Source organism: Acidobacteriota bacterium (assembly GCA_028874215.1).
Classification (GTDB): domain Bacteria; phylum Acidobacteriota; class UBA6911; order RPQK01; family JAJDTT01; genus JAJDTT01.
In genome coordinates, this window is sequence record JAPPLF010000028.1 from 86,448 (window position 1) to 106,299 (window position 19,852).

Consider the following 19,852-nt stretch of genomic DNA (forward strand, 5'->3'; position numbering starts at 1 on the left):
AAATCCGGGGGTGTTCCACTTGACACCTGTTGGAGACGTGCAACCGGTCATGGCTCCTCCCAAAGGGGGGCGATGCCGGCGAGAGCCCGGTCGGCCATTGGTCGCTTGACCTCCAGATAGCTTTCCCTGGAGCCGCCCGGCAGTGCAAAGGCCAAGCCGTACCACGTCTCTCTTGCGTCCGGACCGGGAACCGCGTTCCCCTGGGCGAACGATACCGACGCCGCTACCAGGTAGTCCGCCAGTCTTTCCAGAGTCTCGCCGGGGTCATCCAGGGGACAAAGGGATCCACCGGCTCTCGGATAGAGGAGGCGCGTGTCCACTTGGGGCGTGGGGGAGATCAGCCTCCCGACCGCAAACGCGTAGAGGCACCGCTGAAGCTCCGAGCCACCCCTGATCTGGGGCGGCCGGCGGCTCGGCTTTCCCGACTTGTAGTCGGTGACCCGGGCCCGGTTTCGATCCCCGGTAAGATCGAGGCGGTCGATGAATCCGCTGATGCGGATTTTCGTGCGAGGGATTTGCACGTCGGAACCGGGATCCCACGGCATGCGGGAGCGGACCTCTTCGTCGAGGTCCTCCAATCGGGGGCCACCGCCGAACGGGACCTCGACCCAGCTCCGCTGCCCGGGCAAAGGCTCTTCGTCCACCGTCAACGCGTCCCGGGCCATCGCTTCCGCCTCCTTGCACTTGCGGACCCACACGACGGGGGGCGGCACCGGCCGCGAGTCGTCCCACCGGGCCCTCACGTGATCTGCCGCCCGTTCAGCGACCTGTTCAATTTTTTCAGCGGAAGCGGCGGCGAAACCGCCGGCCCGAGCCTCCTCCAGGAGAGCGACCGTTTCCTGCAGAATGTCGTGCAGCAGGCTGCCGAAGGCCAGCGCATCGAGAGTCAGCGGCTCGTCCGTTTCTTCGGGAGCCCTCCATCCGAATCCGTAGGTCCAGAGGTATCCCAGGGGATCTCGCAGCAGCTTGACCAGAGAACTGGCGGATTGGCATCGGTCGAGGGCGCGAACCAGCAGGGGATGACCGCTCCTGACCAGCCCGTCGTGAGCGGTCAATCGGTGTCGATGCCAATCGCGCCAAGTCTCGCGCGCCGAAATCGCGTTCGGGAGACGGCGGAATTCGGCGGGCCGGGCCATCAAGCGGTCGCTGGCGCTGGCGGCATGCTCCGGCTCCCGGCTCTGGGCCAGATGGGTTTCGCCGAGATGATGAGGGTAGAGTGGAGAAATGCCGTTGAGCCGCCCTTCGCTGTCGCGCCGGGCCCGGGAACAGACGACTTCAGCCCCCGCCGTTCTCCAGATGGTCTCGAAATCGCGCCGGTCCGCTTCGTGAACGGGCAGGGGATCGAGACGATCCGCCGGGATGACGTGATTCGGCAGGAGAGAATCTTCGCTCGCGCGGCGCGGCCAGGAACGGGAGGTCAGGCCCAGGAGCCGGCAGAAAGGCCGAGGAGCCGCGGCGATGGCGGATGCCGGCCCCCAGATCATGGAGGCGCCCGGCTCGAGTCCGTCGTCGACGCGCAGTCCGGTCAGGGTGATGTCGAGTGCTGCGGCCGGTCCTTCCAGCAACGCCTTGCGCCAGATCCGGAGCGCTCTCCCGGCCAGCAGCCGTTCGCCGATGGCCTCCGCTTCCTTCCGGCCCCGGGCCAGGGTTCCAATGATCTCCTCCAGTAGCGGCCGGCAGTCGCCGGCGGGAGAGTCGGGGCCGCCCATATGGGCGATCGCCCGGCGCCAGCGTGCAGCGTCCAGCAATGGGGCTCCGTCGGGCAAGGCCTGCCACCAATTACCGGGCAGGGTATTGAATCGTTGGTTTTGAGTCCGGAGGAGCGCTGCCAGACGGACGACCCGGGCGCGTGAGAATCCGCGCAGCAGGATCTCCGCGAGGGCTGCGGCAAGCTGCCCTTCGGCCGTCGAAAGCACGGTGCGGCCGTGAATGAAGTGGAGGGGCAGATTGCATGCTTCCCCCAGTGCCAGCAGATGGTCGTCCCAGTTCTCCGGCGAAGTCGCGATGATGGCGATCTGCTGGGGCAACACGCCCCGGGCAAGGTGTTTCCGGGCCCAGCGCAGAGTTTCCAGCACCTCGTGGCGTGGGCTGGCACAGGAGAGAGCCCGGACCGTGGGGCTCGCCTGCGGAGCAGTCTCGACTTCGATCCCCGAGTCGTGGAGCCAATCCGGGGTCTCTCTCGCTTCCGCAACCCAGACCACATCGGTTTCCCGGCCCATGAGCGACAGAAGACGGCGCCACACCGGAGACATCTCCGTGCGGCCGTGAATCTCGATTCGTCCGAAAATTGAACGCGCATGAACGGCGCGCCGCGCCGCGGCGGCCGCCAGGTCACGGGGCCGGAGTTGATTGGCGGGCAGCCTGGAGAGCACTTCGCGCTCGAGTCGAGCCAGCGAGTCGAGGCGGGTTCCGGCCGTTTCGCTGGTCGCTGCCGCAGCTTCCTCGTCCAGTTTCAGACCTGCGCGCCAGGCCTTGGACAGACTCGCCGCGGCGGCACGTTGAAAACCAGGCAGAGTCTTGATGCTGTCCAGCTCACCCAGCGGTTCGGAGACGGATTCAGCGACCGCGGCCTTGAGAGCATCCGGATCGATGGGCCGAAGGAAGCCCCCGGCCAAACGGGCGGCAAGCTGCTCCATGGTCAGGAGGCCCAGACCCTGTTCGCCCGCCAGAGCAGCCTCGGTCCGATGGCTTCGCCATCCGTAACGACTGTGAATCACCCGCGTCTTGCGGAATGTGTTTTTCGATTCCCGGTCCAACGTTTCCGTCTGCCTTTCCCGCAAGAAGCGTGAAACGGGCCGACAACCCGTGGTCCGATTCTACGTGAATCCAAGTCCCGCGACGCGTAAACTACTCTCGTCTCAGTACTCTTTCCTGATTCTTGAACGGGACTGCTAGAATCGCCGTCAAATGGTTGTCGGCGGGACGCGTGTCCCAAGGCCGGCCCGAGACGATGTCCGGGACTGAACTCAAACCGGAAGCATGAAGCGGGAATTCCGTACGCTGTTGTTGCTGGCGTCCACATTGATGCCGGCGTTCGCCGGAGTCTCGTTCGCGCAGGACTCGCCCCAGGTCCTGGCCGACCGGTTCCTCGCCGAGGCGGACGAACAACTCGGCCAAGGGCAGGCTCAAGCCGCCCGGAAATCCATGAGCGAGGCGCTGGCCCTGCACCGGCAACAGGGCGCCCGGTTGCCTCCTCAGTTCTATCTCAAGTATGGGCGTATTCTGAACCTCTGCGGTGCGGCCGGCGAGGCCATGGAGGCCCTGCAGCGCTACCTGGCCACGGGAGTCGGCGGCCGATCCCGTAAGCAGGCGTTGGCGCTCCTGACGAGGGTGGCGGCCAAGCGTCTGTGGATCGAGGCCAAAACGGGGAGCGACCCCGGCCTGATCCGAGTTCTGGTGGCAGCGGGGGCCGATCCAAGGGTCCAGGATGGGAGTGGCGAGACCCCGTTGCACCATGCCGCCTGGAGCAACCGGAACGCCGGCGTGGTCCGAGCCATCATCGCCGGCGGCGCCAAGGTCAACACGAAGGACCGAAATGGCTATACGCCGCTTCACAACGCGGCCTGGAACAATCCCAATCCCCAGGTGATCCAGGCGTTGATCGGAGCCGGAGCCAATCGCAACGCCAAGGACGAGGACGGCGCGACCCCCTTGCACCTGGCGGTCGGGAGCAACGAGAACCCCGAGGTGGCACGCGCCCTGGTTGCCGCCAAAGCCAATCGAAACGCCAAGGACGACGAGGGGGTGACCCCCCTGCACCTGGCCGTCAGCCACCCGGACAAGTTGCCGGTGCTCAAAGTGTTGCTGAAGTCCCGAGTCAAGCTCGACCCCAAGGACGACTATGGGACCACGCCGCTGCACTGGGCCATCGGCGACAACGGAAGCCGCGAGATGGTGCAGACGTTGTTGTCGGCCGGAGCTGACGCCAAAAAGCGGGACGACGTGTCCGATACTCCGCTGCACTACGCAGCCCGCTACAATCGGGATCCCTTGATCGTGGGCCTGTTGCTGGCGCGCGGCGCCAAGATCAATGCCACGAACCATGCCGGTGACACTCCGTTGCACCATGCGGCGGCAGACAACGGCAATCCGGAGGTGGTCAAGGTTCTGATCCAGGCCGGCGCGAAGGTCGGTGCGAGAAACGGGTCGGGCTATACGCCGATTCTCAGCGCGGCCATGTTCAGCCGGAATCCCGAAGTGATCAAGGTGTTCCTGGCGTTGGGCATCAATTCCAATCTCAGAGACCGGCGCGGAAACGGCCTGCTGGACTACGCGGCGGAAATGAATGAGAACCCGGGTGTCGCGAAAGCGTTGATCGCAAACGGCGCGGATCCCAACAACCAGAACTGGAACTCCGAGACGTCGCTTCACCGCGCGGCCGGGAACAACCCGAACCCGGAGGTATTGAATGCATTGCTTGAGGGTGGGGCCGTTACCGGGGTCAGGAACCGGGACGGCAATACCCCTTTGCATTACGCGGCGGCACAGAATCCGAATCCGGAAGTCCTGGAAGCGTTGCTGGCGGCCGACGCCGGCCCGAACGTCAGGAATCGAAGAGGCGATACACCACTTCACTATGCGGCGTGGAACAATTCCAACGCGGAAGTGGCGAAAAGCTTGTTGTCGGCCGGGGCGGACCCCGATGCCAAGAGCCGCAAGGGGAATACACCACTGCACTATGCGGCCAGGAACAACTCGAATCCGGAAGTCACGGAAGTGTTGTTGCTGTCCGGAGCCACGCTCAACGCCAAGGGCGAAGCAGGAATGACTCCGTTGGCCCTGGCGAAGAAATTCAACGAATCCGTCGCGGCTGTGCTCATGTACCCTCCAAGCGCCGAAGAAACCGCCCCTGTACCCGCCGAACCGGAAGAATGAATCGGAAATTTCGCGTACTTGTGGTCTTGGCATCACTCTGACGGGTGCTTTGACTTTCCCCGTACACTCTGGTACCACCGGCGCGCGGGTTCGGTGCTGCAACTGAAGGGAGCGAACACATGAAGGGAACCATCTTCGATCTGAGCGGCAGGACCGCGTTGATCACCGGCGGCAGCCAGGGGTTGGGTAGAGCCATGGCCCACGGGTTGGCGCGGGCCGGGGCCGAGGTGATGATCAGCAGCCGCGGTGAAGAAGGTCTGCGGAATACGGCCGCCGGGGTTCCGGATGCGACCATTCACTATCACGTGGCCGACATGACCTCCCGGGAACAGGTTCGCTCGCTGGCGGAGACTTCACTGGAGGTCATGGGAAAGGTGGACATCCTGATCAACAATGCGGGCTGCAATACGCCCGAATCCATCGACGAGATCAGCGACGAGATCTGGGATCGCACCGTGGAGTTGAATCTCACCTCCTGCATGGCGCTCACCCGGGCGCTGGCCCCCCAGATGAAGACCCGGCGATGGGGCCGGATCATCCACATCTCCTCCATCATGGGTTTGGGCTCCAAAGAGAAACGCAACTCCTATTCGGCCACGAAGGCCGCCCTGCTGGGGCTTTGCCGCGCCAGTGCCCAGGACCTGGGGGAGTACAACGTGACCGTCAACTGCCTGGCGCCGGGCCCCTTTCTCACCGAAATGCCGGGTGGCCTGCTCAGTCCCGCGGAGAAACAGGTCTTTTCCGACCGCACTGCGCTCGGCCGGTGGGCCGAGCCTGAGGAGCTGGTGGGACCGGCGCTGCTGCTGGCCAGCGAGGCGGGAAGCTACATCACCGGAGCGGTCCTGGTCGTCGACGGCGGAGTGCTCTGCAAGACCTTCTGAGGAACCGAGGAATGAGGAAGGGAGGCGATTTCCTAATCGCCCGCTTCTGCTAGTGTTTCCCGGCAGCTCGAGAATCGGCGGTTAGGAAACCGCTCCCGTGGGGGAGCTATCCTTTTCTCCTCTGTCTGTCAGGAGATTTCCCGACCTGGTCATGGTTTGATGCGGCTGGCCATCGGCCTGGGCAGGGCGTAGGTCGGGGGCTGTTACAATAGCGACCCGTGACGGCGAGCGGCCCGGTCCGCTCCCGGAGACGTACGAAGAGCAATCCCATGGACCAGTCCCGAATCCGAAACTTCTGCATCATCGCCCACATCGACCACGGGAAGTCGACTCTGGCCGACCGGCTGCTGGAGATGACCGACACCGTGGACGCCCGGCAGATGAGGGAACAGGTACTGGATCAGATGGAGCTGGAACGGGAGCGGGGAATCACCATCAAGATGGCCGCCGTACGGTTGAACTACCAGGCCGCGGACGGCCTCGATTACGAGTTGAACCTCATCGACACTCCCGGTCACGTGGACTTCTCGTACGAGGTGTCGCGCAGTCTGGCGGCCTGCGAGGGTGCCATCCTGGTGGTGGACGCCGCTCAGGGGGTCGAGGCGCAGACTCTGGCCAACGTGAGCCTGGCCATGAATCACGACTTGGCGATCCTGCCGGTCATCAACAAGATCGATCTCCCGGCGGCGGACCCGGACCGGGTCATGGAGGAGATTGACGAAACGCTGGCCGTCGACATCTCGGAGTGCGTGTTGGCCAGCGCCAAGGAAGGGCGGGGCATCGACGATGTCCTGGAGGGCGTGGTCCAAAATATTCCGCCGCCTCCGGGAGACCCGGAGGCGCCCCTGCAGGCGCTCATCTTCGACAGTCACTTCGACACCTATCTGGGAATCATCGCCTATGTTCGGGTCGTCAACGGCGTGCTGAAGCGGGGAATGCGGATTCGCATGATGGCTTCGGGCCGGGAAGCGGAGGTGGCGGGAGTCGGCGTCTTCGCTCCGGAACGGAAAGAAACCGGAATCCTCCAGGCCGGCCAGGTCGGATACGTACACGCAGGCATCAAGGCCATCGGGGACTGCCGGGTGGGAGAGACCATTACCGAGGCTCCAAACCCGGCGTCCGTGCCCCTGCCCGGTTACCGCCGGAGCCGCCCCATGGTTTTTTGCGGCCTCTACCCGGTCAACAGCGATCGATACTCGGATCTTCGGGAGTCCCTGAACCGGCTTCAGCTCAACGACGCGTCGCTCTCCTTCGAGCCCGAGAGCTCGGCGGCGCTGGGCTTCGGTTTCCGCTGCGGGTTCCTGGGCCTGCTCCACAGCGAGATCATCCAGGAGCGGCTGGAGCGGGAGTTCAACCTGGAGCTGGTGGCCACCTGCCCGTCGGTGGTCTACCGAATGACCTGCAAAGACGGCTCGGTCCTGGAGATCGACAATCCGACCCGCTGGCCCTCCCTGGGGGAGATCGACGTGGTGGAGGAGCCCTACGTTCTGGCCACCGTTATCACGCCCAACAAGTACATGAGCGTCTGCATGGACCTGTGCAAAGACCGGCGTGGCGTTTTCCGGAACCTGGACTCCAGCGGTCCGACGCGTGTGGTGCTCACCTTTGAGCTTCCGTTGGCCGAAATTCTCATGGACTTCTTCGACACCCTGAAGAGCCGGACCCGGGGCTATGCCTCGTTCGACTACGAGCCCATGGGATATCGAGTCGGGGACTTGTCCAAACTGGACATCCGGATCAATGGGCAGGGGGTCGACGCCCTGAGCTTCATCACTCATCGGAAAAGGGCCTACACGCGCGGGAAGGCGTTGGTCGGGCGGCTCAAGGACGTGCTTCCCCAACAACTCTTCGAGATCCGGATCCAGGCGGCGCTGGGGTCCCGGATCATTGCCGCCGAGAGCGTTCGCGCCTTGCGGAAGAACGTCCTGGCCAAGTGCTACGGAGGGGACGTGACCCGGAAGCGGAAATTGCTGGAGATCCAGAAGAGTGGCAAACGGAGAATGAAGTCCATCGGCCGGGTCGATATTCCCCAGGAAGCGTTTCTCAGCGTGCTGCGGGTGGGAAACGAATAAATGTTGCGACGAGGAGATCCGGCGAATGGGTTGGGAATCTATCTTCACATCCCTTTTTGCCGGCGCGAGTGTCCGTACTGCGACTTCAACTCGGGACCCCAACCGGAGGCGACGCGACGCCGCTACCTGGAGGCTCTCAGGGAAGAGATCCGGACGAGCCCTTGGGCTGGATATCCGGTTCCGGCCGTTTCATTCGGGGGAGGAATCTCTTCGGAACTCGCCCCCGTGGACGTTGCCTCTCTCGTCGATGCGGTGCGGGGAGCTTTCCGGGTGGCCGGCGACGCCGAGTGGAGTCTGGAATGCACCCCCGACACTCTCACGTTGGACCGCCTGAGGACGCTGCGGCGGCTGGGCATCAATCGCCTGAGCCTGGGCGCTCAATCGTTCCGGGACCGCCATCTCCTCCTGTTGGGGTACCGCCACAAAGCCCGGGACATCCGGTCGTGCTGTAAGTGGGCCCGGACCGCCGGATTCGACAACCTCAATCTGGATCTCCTCTACGGCCTGCCGGGCCAGACCCTCGGAGAATGGATGGGGGATCTGGAACAGGCCCTGGCCATGGAGCCCGAGCACTTGTCCCTCTACAATCTCGTCGCCGCGGGGGACACCGGGCCGGCCCGATCCATAGATGACGACCGGCTCCCGGAGCCGGATGAGGAGACGGTCGCGCGCATGTATGAATCCGCGCTGGATCGGATCGCGGAGGCGGGACACGGCCACTACCACCTCTCCGGATTCGCCCGGGCCGGCCGGGAATGGAGGCAGGGGGAAATCTACTGGAACGGCATGGCCTATCTGGGTCTGGGTGCGTGTGCTTCCTCTTTCATCCAGGGGACCCGCTGGACCAATACCTCCCGCCTGGAGTCCTATATCCGGGGAGTCCGGGCAGGGGCCGTGCCCCGGGCCTCCGAGGAACATCTTTCCGGCCTTCGCGCTCTGGGTGAGGACATGCTCGTGGGCCTGGAGCGGCCAAACGGCGTCTCTCTTTCGGAACTGACCCGGCGCTACGGCCGTGACGTGGGGCGGCTCTACCGGGAACCGTTGAGATTCCTTTCCGAAAACGGGCTTGTCTCCCGGCGGGACGACCGGGTAAGTCTGACCCGCCGGGGTCTGCTTCTTTCCGGCGCCATCGCCTCCGAGTTTCTGGCCGTGCCGGACGGGAGGGCGGCCGAGTGAGCCGGGTCTGTGTCTTCTGCGGCTCCAAGACGGGAATCCGTCCCCTCTATGTCGAGGTCGCCGGACGGTTGGGACGCCGCCTGGCCGGCAGGGGGTACGACCTGGTCTACGGCGGTGGAGCGACCGGGCTGATGGGCGTGGTCGCCGATTCGATCCTGGAGGCGGGAGGACAGGCCATCGGCGTGATTCCACGTTCCATGGCAACCCGGGAGGTGGCTCATCAGGGACTGACCCGCATGCACGTCGTCGGCACCATGCACGAACGGAAGGCGTTGATGGCGGAGTTGTCCGACGCCTTCGTTGCCCTTCCGGGAGGATACGGAACCTTCGAGGAACTACTGGAGATGATCACCTGGGCTCAGCTCGGAATTCACCGCAAGCCGGTGGGCCTGCTCAATGCCGGTGGATATTTCGACCCCCTGGTGGGGATGTTCGACCGGGCCGTCCAGGAGGGTTTCGTCCGGCCCAGGTACCGATCCCTCTGCCGGGTCGGAGCCGGCGTGGACGAGCTGCTCTCGGAGCTGGAATCGGCGCGAGGAGAGACATGCCGGGCAAAGTGACCGTCAAGGACCCATTCGAGGTCAACCTGGATTGCGTCCACTGCGGTTTCTGCCTTCCCCAATGCCCGACCTACCAGGTCCTGGGTGACGAGAACGACTCGCCGCGCGGGCGCATCTACCTGATGGACCTGGTCCGGGAGGGACGCCTGCCGTTGGACGACACGGTCATGACGCACCTGGACCGCTGTCTGGGATGCCGGGCCTGTGAAACCGCCTGTCCCTCGGGCGTCCGCTACGAGCTGATGCTGAATCAGACCCGGGGAAAGATCTATGAGGACCGTCCCCCATCGTGGATCCAGCGTTTCGCCTTTCGCCGGGTCCTGCCTTCTCCCGGACTGCTGCGTCTCGGCGGCCGGCTGGCGCGGCTGCACCAGGCGACACTCCAACGCTGGGTACGGTCCAGCCGCATCCTCTCCCGCGCCGCTCCCAAGCTGGTGGAGATGGAGAATAAGCTGCCCACGGTCCCGCCGCCGGACCGCCTGGAAGCGTTTTATCCGGCGAAGGGGCCGAGACGGGCTCGCGTCGGATTCCTGTCCGGGTGCGTCATGCCCATCCTCTTTCCCCAGGTCCACCAGGCCAGCATTCAACTGCTTCGGAGAGCCGGATGCGAGGTCGTGGTCCCACCCGGTCAACGCTGCTGCGGCGCGCTTCACTCCCACGCCGGGGACCAGGAGGGGGCCGTGCGGCAGGCCCGAATCAACCTCCAGGCCTTCCCCTGGTGCGATCTGGACGCCGTCGTGGTCAACTCGGCCGGCTGCGGCGCCGCCATGAAGGAGTGGTCCCATCTTCCGGAGAGCACCGGCGAGATGGCCCGGTTCTCGCACAAGGTCAAGGACGTCTGCGAGTTCCTGGTGGAGCTGAATCCGGGCTGGGAACTGGGTCCGCTTCCGCTGAGGGTCGCCTATGACGATCCTTGTCATCTGCTGCACGGACAGGGGATTTATTCCCAGCCCCGCGCCCTCATGTCGCAGATCCCCGAATTGACCCTCCTGGAGGTTCCCAACGGCGAACGCTGCTGCGGAAGCGCCGGAATCTACAACCTGCTGCAGCCGGAGATCGCCGGCCAGTTGCTGGATCGGAAGCTCGACGAGATCCTGAGCGTCGATCCCCAGCGGGTGACCACGGCCAATCCGGGGTGCCTCATGCAGATCCGGTTCGGCCTGGAGAATTCGGGAGCCTCGATCCCGGTCCAGCACCCCGTGGAATTGCTCTACGAGTCCGTCCGGACAGTGCCCTCGTAATCCGTTGTCGGGCTAGATCCGGCCCCAGAAACGACCCGGATTCAGTGTCCGCCCGGGGTCGAACCGATCCTTGATCCGCTTCATCAGCGGCAGGGGCTGGGTCGTGGGTCCCCAGACGTCCAGGCTCCGCTTCAAGGGCGCGTCCGCCTTGAAAAGGGTGGTGTAGACGGGCTGGCCCTTCCAACGGGACCGGAGGTCCCGAAGAAAATCGATTCCGTTCGCCAGAACCAGGAGCGTGCTGCCGGCCGCATGTCCCGAGAGCCCATGACCGGGCAGTGCCTGATCCAGCCACCGGTGGACCTTTTCCAGCAACCCGGCGGGAGCGCTGATTCGGACCACGACCCTCCCGTTGTCCGGCTCCAGGGCCAGACACAACTCCCGGTCCCGGACCATCCAGAAAGAGTCCGCCTCGGCCCCGTCCAGGAATCGAATTCCGGGACATCGTTCCCCGAGCACACGGCTCTTCCACTGGATCGGACCCTCCGGATCTCGAAGCTCGACGGCCAGACCATAGCGTTCCGATGAAGCCCCCGGCTGCCGGAATCCCGCGCCGGAACGGAACAACTCCAGCGCCGCCGGCGCGACCTCGTTGCGCAAGGAAAGGGCCGTCTCCAGCAGCTCGCTCAGACGGTCGAATTCCAATATCCCGGTCCGGGATGCGGGGGGGAGGGGACGCACCTTGAACGTGGCGTGAGTGATGATTCCCAGGGTCCCCATGGATCCGGCGTAGAGCTTGCACAGGTCATACCCGGCCACGTTCTTGACCACGCGCCCGCCGGCGTGGCTGAGCCGGCCGTCGGCGTGCAGGATCTCGATGCCGATGAGGAACTCCCGCATCCCGCCCAAGGCCGGGCCGTAACGCCCGGCCAGGGCTGTGGCCACGGCGCCGCCGACGGTGGCGTGCAGGTAGTTGGGGGGACGGAAGGGCAGGAACTGTGCGGCCTCGGACAATGTTTCCTGAAGCCGTTTCAAAGGACAGCCCGCCTCCACCGTGACCGTCAGGTCGCCGGGACTGTGGTCCAGAATCCGGTCCCACCGGCGGACGGAAAGGATGTGGGTCGCCCGCTCCGGGTCGTTTCCCAGGAACCACTGGCCGCCGCCTCCCAGGATGAGGACCGCATCTCCCGCTCGATCCCGCTCCCGGATCCAGTCCCGGCACGACTCCGGGTCAGGGGGTTCGTGGACCGGCGGGACGCCTCCCTCCAGATTCAGCCAACGGCAGGCCTGAGACGGAGATATCATGCCGGTTCCCGCTCCGTTCCGGGGCCTTTCGTGCTATTCATAATCGCCCCGAACTCTACTACACTTTCCGTCTTGTCCCGGCGACAGAGGCTCGCAAACTGCGGTGGCGAGAATTTCCTGGTTTCCGCCGCCGCGTAGAACGGAGGAGAAGGATGGACCTGGTGGGAGTCATCATGGCCGGAGGCGCCGGTACCCGTTTCTGGCCTCTCAGCACCGCCGAGCGGCCCAAGCAGTTTCTCCGCCTGGTCGACGAGGAGAGCCTGCTCCAGAAGAGTTTTCTCCGGTTGGACGGGCTCATCGACCGGGAACGCATTTTGGTCCTCACCAACCAGGCATTCGTTCCCCTGGTTCGGGAGCAGCTTCCCCAGGTCCCGGCTCACAACGTGGTGGGAGAGCCGCTGCGCCGGGACACCGCCGCCGCCGTCTGCCTGGCGGCCACCCTGGCGCGAAAGAGATTCGGAGACTGCGTCATCGCCACGGTGACCGCCGACCACCTGATCGAGCCGGTGGACGAATTCCGCAAGAGCCTGGTCTCGGCTGCCCGGGGCGCGGCCTCCAGCGGGGCGCTGTACACCTTCGGGATCCGTCCCACTTCCCCGGCCACTGCCTACGGCTACCTGGAAACGGGCGAACGGCTCGACCTTGACCCCGGCGTCCGGCATTTCCGAGTCGCCAGCTTCCGGGAAAAGCCGAATCTGGAGGTGGCGCGGAAGTACGTGTCCTCGGGGAACTACTTCTGGAATTCCGGGATGTTCGTCTGGTCCGCTCAGGCCATCCTCCGGGAGTTGGAAACGAACCTGCCGCGTCACGTCCGGCGCCTCACCGCCGCCGTAGAGAGCTTCGGGACCGAATCCTGGCCCCGGGCACTCGTAGCCGGCCTCGATCCCCTGGAATCGATCTCCATCGACTTCGCGGTGATGGAAAAGGCCCGGGACGTGCGGTGCGTGGCCTCGTCCTTCTCCTGGACCGATCTGGGAGGTTGGCTGGCCCTGCTGCCCTTCCTGGATGAGGACCCGGACGGAAACGCCTGCCGGGGCCGGGTCCGAACCCTGGGCGCCCGAAACAATTTGATCTATTGCGACGACCCGTCGGAGACGGTGGTCGTGGTGGGTGTCGAGGGGCTGGTGGCGGTCCGGGCCGGGGATCGGACCCTGATCGTCCCCAGGAATCGGCTGGAAGAGATCAAGTCGGTGGTGGCGAACCTGCAAAGGTAGGCTTTCGGCCGAAGCGGGGAGCGGTCCCGGGCGGCAATCCCGGCGGCGGATTCTCCCGATCCCCCACCGGGAGCCCGTCGCGATAAAAGAGGAAGCCGCCGGGAGTGGGCCGAACGCGGTTTCCGGGAAGGATGATTCCCGCTAGGTTCAAGGGGTCCGCCGTGGCCACGCGGATCACTTCGCCGTCCGGGTCCAGGCGCCGGCAGGCCCGGAGCGCTTCCAGGGCTTCCGGCAGCGAGAACTGGTCGCCGTAAAACCCGGCTATGAACCGTCCTCCGCGAATCTCTCCTCTGGCCTCCAGGCGGCGGTACACCTGAAGCAGGTCTCTCCAGGAAGGAGCGCACGGTTCCCGCGCCAGGAGATCGCGAAAGACGATGCCCCAGCGTTTGAGCAGTTGACGGGCCACAGGCTCCAGGTTCGGGGTCGAGCCGGCGGATTCGATTTCCCGGTCGCGGCGGCGCCTCAGAAGGGTCCAGCGGCCCGCAGCCGGCTTCACCCTGGCTTTGCGCTTTCGGATCCGGGAGGGGCGGTGAGGACCCCGCCTCCGCGCTGGATCGATGATGGCCCTCAGGTTGTCGAACCCGTCCGCCGTGACCAGTCCGCAGCGCACCAGTTCCCAGAGGCCCTCTTCCACCTCCACCGGGAGCCGGCCGGTGCCGCGCACCAGGTCTTCCAGGAACGACGCTCCCCAACGCTCCAGGTCGGCCAGAATCTCCCTTGCCGGATGAGAGAGGGACGAAGTGTCGGCGCCGTTGCCTTGGGATCGGAGGGAGAGGTAGTGGTCCATCTCCTCCCGGCGGAAAAAGGAGATGGGCGTCAACCGGCTCGGTTTCATCCGGGCGCCGGTTCGATCCGGCGCCGCCCGGGAGAACCCGTTGCTGAGCCGTCCCCAGGTGAAGAGGCCGGAGAGGCAGGCCCGGTCCAGGAGCGAAGGCTCGTAGTCGTGAAGGCGGACCTTGAACAGGTGCATTTCCCAGGATGCCGCCGGCGCCTCGTACCCTTGGAGCTGCTCCAGAATCAGGGACAGGCCCACCTCGCCGTGCAGCCGGCTGGCGGGGGAGAGGTGTTGCCAGCGGAAGAGGAAGCGCATGAATTGGGCGGCGGAGACCGGCGCGATCCGCCGGCGCAGCCGGCCCAGGGTCATGCGGTGGATGCGGGCCAGGAGTCCCCTCTCGCACCACTCGGTCTCCTCGGCGCCGGGCCGAAAACGTCCTCTGAGGGTATGGCCTTCCGACTCCAAGGCGTGGAGAGCCGCCGTCGCTCCGGCTTCCGGGATCCGGAGGCGTGCGCAGAGTTCACCGCAGGTCAGGGGGCCGGAGGCGTCGAGCCGGCTGCGGACCAGTTCGGTCAAGGCCTCCTGGTGATCCAGGTCCCGGTCGCGCTCCCAGACCGGTTCGGCCGCATCGGTCGGGCCCGCCGGCTCGATAAGCGCTCCCGGATAAGCCAGCCGGATCAGCCTCGTCCGCTCGGCCGACGCAAAGTAGCCGGCCGCCCGGTCAGATCCGGCGTCTTCGGATGTCGCCGGCAGTCGAACCCGGCGCACCCGGTTCTCTCCCAGGAGTTGCTGCAACAGGTCTGCATGGGGCGCGACTTCCGATTCCGCCATCAGGCCCAGGGTCAGAAAGGCGTCGTGAAGCTCATCGGCGTCGCGAATCGTCGGCCAGGCCTGGGTGCAGACCTCCCGAATGGCGTCGGGGTCCAGATCGCAAAGGTCCCGGGCCTCCTCGGGCAGGATCTTGCGCCGGGTCCGGACGGCGCGGGCCCGGCGTTCCTCCAGGGGCGCGTCGTCCAGGAAGGCATAGGGGTTGGCATTGAGGATCTCGTGGCTGAAGGGAGACGGTTCCCTCGTATCCACGGCCGTCGTAAGAATATTTCCACGCTCGATTCCCGCCAGGACCTCTTCCAGGCCCTCGATATCCGTGGCCTCGGTGAGGCAGTCGTGAAGGGTCTCCTGGACCAGCGGATGATCGGGAACGGCGATGTCGCCCTGGATATTCTCCTGGCAGGCGGCCTGTTCGGGAAACACGGATGCCAGCAGGTCGTCGGATCGCATGCGCTGCAGCGGCGGTGGGACCTTGCGGCCCCCGGCGAAGCGGGGAACCGCCAGGGCGCGGCAGGCGTTCCAGCGCCACCGGGTCCCGAACAGAGGCGTGTCCAGCAGGGCCTGAATCAGGATCTCCCTCACGGATGCCGCGGACAGGAAGGAGAAGATGGTCTCCAACGGGAAGCTGTGCTGATCGCTCAGCGAGATGAGGATGCCGTTGTCGGTGGCGGCCGCCTGAAGCTCGAAGTTGAAGGACCGGCAGAAACGCTTGCGCAATGCCAATCCCCAGGCCCGGTTGAGACGGGTGCCGAAGGGGGCGTGCACCACCAGTTGCATCCCCCCCGATTCGTCGAAGAACCTCTCCGCCACCACCTGTTCGAGGGTCGGCGGCATCGTCAGGGCCGCGGCGCCGGCCCGGACGTATTGGATCGCCTGGACGGCTCCGAACCGGTCGAGGCCGCAGTCCTTCCGGAGCCACACTTCGGCCTCGACATCGCTGGATTGGACGATCTCCTCCCGGAGGCGGGAGAGGGACTCGGATAGCTCCCAGGTCCGGCCGGGCGCCTCTCCCCGCCAGAAGGGGACGGTGGGCGGGGCTCCTTGGGCATTTTGGACCCGCACGGTGCCCGATTCCACTCGCTGGATCCTCCACGAGGTGCTGCCCAGGAGGAAGATGTCGCCCCGGCTGCTCTCGACGGCGAAGTCTTCGTCCAGGGTCCCCACGACCGTGTCTTCGGGCTCTTCCTTGACCAGGAAGTCGGCCCTGTCGGGAATGGCTCCCCCGGAGGTCATGGCCACGAGGCCGGCGCCTCTTCGCGGCCGGATCCTTCCCCGGATCCGGTCCCAGTGGAGGTAGGCTCCCCGGCGGCTGCGGCGGGTGGAGATGCCTTCGGAGAGCATGGCCAGAATCCGGTCGAAGTCCCGCCGGCTCAAGTCCCGGTAGGAGGCGGCCCGGCGATAGGTGGAGAACATTTCCTCGTCACCCCATTCCCGGGAAGCCGCGGCGGCCACCATCTGCTGCGCCAGGACGTCCAGCGGGCAGCGGGGAATGATGATGCGGTCCAAGGTCCCGTCGTGGATGGACCGGACCAGGGCGGCGCTCTCCAACAGCTCGTCCCGAGTTGTGGGGAAGATTCGACCCTTGGGAATGGCGCCCTTCCAGTGTCCCGATCGGCCCACCCTCTGGAGCAGGAGGGCGATATTTCGCGTCGAGCCGATCTGGCAGACCAGGTCCACCCAGCCCACGTCGATTCCCAACTCCAAAGAGGCGGTGGCCACCACTCCCTTGAGTTCGCCCTGTTTCAACCGCGACTCCACGTCCAGCCGGATCTCGCGGGAGAGGCTCCCGTGGTGGGCCTGAACGGCCGATTCGCCGAGCCGCTGGGCCAGTTGATGAGCCAGGCGTTCGGCCAGCCGCCGGGTGTTGACGAAGACCAGCGTGGCGCGATGCTCCTCGATGAGCTCGGTGATGCGGTTGTAGATGTCGTCCCAGGTCTCGTGGGAGATGACCGCTCCCCGCTCGGCGCCGGGGACCTCGATGGCCAGATCCATCTTCCGGCGGTGACCCACGTCGATGATGCGGGCCCGGCGATCGGGTCCGGTGAGAAACCCGGCGATTTCCCGGATCGGTTTCTGGGTCGCCGAGAGCCCGATTCTCTGAATCGCGGATCCGGTGAGGTCCTCCAGCCGCTCCAGGGTGAGACTCAGGTGGGAGCCCCTCTTGTCCCGGGCCAGGGCGTGAATCTCGTCCACGATCACGGTCCGGGTCTCCTTCAGCATCTCCCGTCCTCCGCGGGAGGTGAGCAGGATGAAGAGGGACTCGGGAGTCGTGACCAGGATGTGCGGAGGGGTGCGCGTCATTCGGGCGCGTTCCCGGGCCAGGGTGTCTCCCGTCCGGACCCGCGCTTGTATGGGGGAGAGCCGCATGCCCCGGGAATCGCCCAATTGCTGAATCTGCTCCAGGGGCTCCAGCAGGTTCATTCGGATGTCGTTGGCCAGGGCCTTCAAAGGCGAGACGTAAACGATCTGGGTGCTCTGGGACAGCTCCCCGCGGGAACTCTGCCCGATCAACCGGTCGATGGCGCAAAGAAAGGCGGCCAGTGTCTTCCCGGAGCCGGTCGGGGCCGCGATCAGGACATTCCCGCCCGTCTGAATGGCTGGCCACCCGAGACGCTGAGGCTCGGTCGGTTCTCCGAAACGGTCCCGGAACCACTCCTGAACCACCGGTTGAAACTGGACCATGTATTGTTCCCTGGCTGTCGGTGCCTTCTTCAACCAATTCTAGGGATCAGGGCTGAAAGTCGCCATGCGCGCCTCGACTTGAAGCCGGACAGGCGGTGTGGAAGTCTTGAATTTGGCCTGATTCGGGGGCGTCGAAGTCTGATCGCGGCCGCGGCGGAATCCGGGTCGGGATGGACGATGCTCCTTTTTCCGTGGGTCCGTTTCCATGAAGCTACGTCGCTGGTTCGATCTCCCGGTCTATCTCATGGTTCGCGGTTTCGTGGAGCTGGTGGGGATAATGCCCCGGATCCTCGCCTACTCTCTCTGCCGGGGCATCGCCGAACTGGTCTATCTGGCCGACGCCAGGCACCGGCGCATCGGCATGATCAACCTGGGGATCGCGTTTCCGGACAGCGACGAGGGCTGGCGCCGAAATGTGCTGCGGGAAAGTTACCGCCAGCAAGGTCACCACGCCGTCGAAGTGAGCCGTCTGAATCGGCAGAGGGCTTCAGAGGTCCGCAGCCGGGTGAACTACGAGCCGGGGCGGGGATTGGAAAACTACCTGGAGGCCAAGAGCCGGACCGGATCGGTGATTTTCCTGACCGCCCACGTGAGCTGCTGGGAACTGCTCCCGGCGGCCCACGCACTTGCCGGGCATCCCTTGAGTTTTGTCGTGCGCCCTCTCGACAATCCCTATCTGGAGGCGTGGATCACCCGGATCCGGAGTTGGCCCGGCAACCGGGTCCTGCCCAAACGGCATTCCATGAGAAGGATCTTTCGAGGGCTTTCCCGGGGAAACGACGTGGGGCTGCTTATCGATCAGAACACTCAGCGGAAGGACGGAGTGTTCGTTCCTCTGTTCGGACGTTTGGCCAGCACTCATGCCGGAGTGGCGGCGCTGGCCCTGAGGACCTCCCATCCCGTGGTTCCCGGATTCATCTATCCGGGCCGGCGGCGGGGCCGCTACCGGATCCGCTTCTACCGGCGCGTGGAATTGGTCAGGACCGGGAATGACGCGGAAGACGCCCGGACCAACACCGCCCGGTTCAACCGGTACATCGAAGATATGGTTCGCGAGTTTCCCCACTGCTGGCTCTGGGGGCACCGCCGTTTCCACACTCGAAACGGCGGCTCGGATCCCTACACGGAATCCGCCGCCGGAGATGGGTCCGGGGGAACGAGCCCGTAAGTAGAACCAGCCGGCCGGTCCGCCGTGGGGACTGATATACTGGCCGCCGTTTTTCGAAGAGCGAGGATCAAGCAGGAGGAGACGGAATTGAGAGTTGGAATCAACGGTTTCGGACGAATTGGCAGGAACGTGTTTCGGGCGGCCCTGGACCGGGAGACGCCGGTGGAGGTCGTGGCCATCAATGACATCACCAGTCCGCGGACGCTGGCGCACCTGTTGCGCTACGACTCGGTTTACGGCCGCTTGCAGCAAGGCGTGGAAGTGGAGGGAGACAACATGGTCGTGGGCGGCCGGCCCATCCGGATTTTCTCCCAGCGCGACCCGGGCCGGATTCCTTGGAGCGATGAGGGAGTCGAGCTGGTCATCGAATCCACCGGTTTCTTCACCAAGAGGGAGCTGGCCGCGAAGCATCTGGGCGGCTCGGTGGGAAAGGTGATCATCAGCGCGCCCGCCAAGGGTCCCGACGTCACCGTCTGTCTCGGGGTCAACGAGGAGGACTACGACCCGGAAAATCACTCCATCATCTCCAATGCCAGTTGCACCACCAATTGCCTGGCTCCCGTGGCCAAAGTTCTCCACCGTCGGTTCGGCCTGGCCAAGGGATTGATGACGACTATTCACAGCTATACCAACGATCAGCAGATCCTGGACCTGCCCCATTCCGATCTGAGGCGCGCCCGCGCCGCGGCCGTGTCCATGATTCCCACCACCACCGGTGCGGCGCGCGCGGTGACCTTGGTGTTGCCTGAGTTGCAGGGTCGTCTGGACGGCATCTCCATCCGGGTTCCGACACACACCGTCTCGTTGGTGGATCTCACGGCAACCCTGGAGACCGACGTGGATGCGGAAGAGGTGAAGGACGCCCTCCGCAGCGCGGCCGAGGGAGAACTGAACGGGATCCTGGAGTACACGGAAGAAGAGCTGGTCTCCACCGACTTCAACCGGAATCCCGCCTCGGCTGTCGTGGACGGCCCCTTCACCAAGACGCTCTCCAACAACATGGTCAAGGTTCTGGCCTGGTACGACAACGAGTGGGGTTACTCCAACCGGGTCCTGGAGTTGACCGAGTTGGTGGGCGGCAACTAGCGGAGAGGAGCGGCGACTTTCCAGTCGCAGGGAGCGGCGGTTTTCTTACCGC

Annotated in this window: 12 protein-coding genes; 9 read left to right on the top strand and 3 right to left on the bottom strand. The window is 65.2% G+C overall.

All coding sequences use genetic code 11. The features are described 5' to 3' along the window. Positions 1 to 47: 47 nt before the first annotated feature. Positions 48 to 2,717 carry a PD-(D/E)XK nuclease family protein gene (locus OXT71_05830; GenBank protein MDE2925902.1) on the bottom strand — a complete coding sequence of 890 codons (2,670 nt, stop codon included), beginning with the start codon at positions 2,715 to 2,717 and terminating at the stop codon, positions 48 to 50. 262 nt (positions 2,718 to 2,979) lie between these two features. Between OXT71_05830 and OXT71_05835 the strand changes: the two genes are divergently transcribed. The 6 genes from OXT71_05835 to OXT71_05860 all read left to right on the top strand — a co-directional run bounded on the left by OXT71_05835 (position 2,980) and on the right by OXT71_05860 (position 10,805). Then, positions 2,980 to 4,875: an ankyrin repeat domain-containing protein gene (locus OXT71_05835; GenBank protein MDE2925903.1), complete on the top strand. Its 1,896-nt coding sequence runs from the start codon at positions 2,980 to 2,982 to the stop codon at positions 4,873 to 4,875. A 119-nt stretch (positions 4,876 to 4,994) separates the two neighbouring features. Beyond that, positions 4,995 to 5,756: an SDR family NAD(P)-dependent oxidoreductase gene (locus OXT71_05840; GenBank protein MDE2925904.1), complete on the top strand. Its 762-nt coding sequence runs from the start codon at positions 4,995 to 4,997 to the stop codon at positions 5,754 to 5,756. 269 nt (positions 5,757 to 6,025) lie between these two features. After that, positions 6,026 to 7,828: a translation elongation factor 4 gene (gene lepA / locus OXT71_05845; protein ID MDE2925905.1), complete on the top strand. Its 1,803-nt coding sequence runs from the start codon at positions 6,026 to 6,028 to the stop codon at positions 7,826 to 7,828. Then, positions 7,829 to 9,004, top strand: a complete 1,176-nt coding sequence (gene hemW / locus OXT71_05850) for a radical SAM family heme chaperone HemW (protein ID MDE2925906.1) — start codon at positions 7,829 to 7,831, stop codon at positions 9,002 to 9,004. Next, positions 9,001 to 9,564, top strand: coding sequence for a TIGR00730 family Rossman fold protein (locus tag OXT71_05855; GenBank protein MDE2925907.1), 564 nt, complete (start codon positions 9,001 to 9,003; stop codon positions 9,562 to 9,564). Before hemW ends, OXT71_05855 begins: the two co-directional genes overlap by 4 nt. Next, a complete protein-coding gene (locus OXT71_05860; protein ID MDE2925908.1) occupies positions 9,549 to 10,805 on the top strand; it encodes a heterodisulfide reductase-related iron-sulfur binding cluster in 1,257 nt (418 codons plus the stop codon). The genes OXT71_05855 and OXT71_05860 overlap by 16 nt, the downstream gene beginning before the upstream one ends. A 12-nt stretch (positions 10,806 to 10,817) precedes the next feature. Here OXT71_05860 and OXT71_05865 read toward each other — a convergent pair whose 3' ends face one another. Then, complete coding sequence (locus OXT71_05865; GenBank protein MDE2925909.1) at positions 10,818 to 12,047, bottom strand: FAD-binding oxidoreductase; 1,230 nt, start codon at positions 12,045 to 12,047, stop codon at positions 10,818 to 10,820. 152 nt (positions 12,048 to 12,199) lie between these two features. On the opposite strand from OXT71_05865, the gene OXT71_05870 reads away from it, so the two are divergent. Next, entirely contained in the window at positions 12,200 to 13,261 is a 1,062-nt protein-coding gene (locus OXT71_05870) for a mannose-1-phosphate guanylyltransferase (GenBank protein MDE2925910.1), read from the top strand. Here OXT71_05870 and OXT71_05875 read toward each other — a convergent pair. Then, positions 13,230 to 17,546 carry a DEAD/DEAH box helicase gene (locus OXT71_05875; GenBank protein ID MDE2925911.1) on the bottom strand — a complete coding sequence of 1,439 codons (4,317 nt, stop codon included), beginning with the start codon at positions 17,544 to 17,546 and terminating at the stop codon, positions 13,230 to 13,232. The two genes, OXT71_05870 and OXT71_05875, sit on opposite strands and share 32 nt — an antisense overlap. Before the next feature lie 205 nt (positions 17,547 to 17,751). Here OXT71_05875 and OXT71_05880 point away from each other — a divergent pair, with 205 nt between their 5' ends. Both OXT71_05880 and gap read left to right on the top strand, forming a co-directional pair. Next, on the top strand, positions 17,752 to 18,714 hold the full coding sequence (locus OXT71_05880) for a lysophospholipid acyltransferase family protein (protein MDE2925912.1): 963 nt from the start codon (positions 17,752 to 17,754) through the stop codon (positions 18,712 to 18,714). Between the two features lie 87 nt (positions 18,715 to 18,801). Then, positions 18,802 to 19,800, top strand: a complete 999-nt coding sequence (gene gap, locus OXT71_05885) for a type I glyceraldehyde-3-phosphate dehydrogenase (GenBank protein ID MDE2925913.1) — start codon at positions 18,802 to 18,804, stop codon at positions 19,798 to 19,800. The last annotated feature ends 52 nt before the right edge of the window (positions 19,801 to 19,852 follow it).

Bases quoted from the DNA above. Each gene is read 5' to 3' on its own strand.
- OXT71_05835 (MDE2925903.1), top strand. From the start codon at position 2,980: ATGAAGCGGGAATTCCGTACGCTGTTGTTGCTGGCGTCCACATTGATG.
- OXT71_05840 (MDE2925904.1), top strand. From the start codon at position 4,995: ATGAAGGGAACCATCTTCGATCTGAGCGGCAGGACCGCGTTGATCACC.
- lepA (MDE2925905.1), top strand. From the start codon at position 6,026: ATGGACCAGTCCCGAATCCGAAACTTCTGCATCATCGCCCACATCGAC.
- hemW (MDE2925906.1), top strand. From the start codon at position 7,829: ATGTTGCGACGAGGAGATCCGGCGAATGGGTTGGGAATCTATCTTCAC.
- OXT71_05860 (MDE2925908.1), top strand. From the start codon at position 9,549: ATGCCGGGCAAAGTGACCGTCAAGGACCCATTCGAGGTCAACCTGGAT.
- OXT71_05865 (MDE2925909.1), bottom strand. From the start codon at position 12,047: ATGATATCTCCGTCTCAGGCCTGCCGTTGGCTGAATCTGGAGGGAGGC.
- OXT71_05870 (MDE2925910.1), top strand. From the start codon at position 12,200: ATGGACCTGGTGGGAGTCATCATGGCCGGAGGCGCCGGTACCCGTTTC.
- OXT71_05875 (MDE2925911.1), bottom strand. From the start codon at position 17,546: ATGGTCCAGTTTCAACCGGTGGTTCAGGAGTGGTTCCGGGACCGTTTC.
- OXT71_05880 (MDE2925912.1), top strand. From the start codon at position 17,752: ATGAAGCTACGTCGCTGGTTCGATCTCCCGGTCTATCTCATGGTTCGC.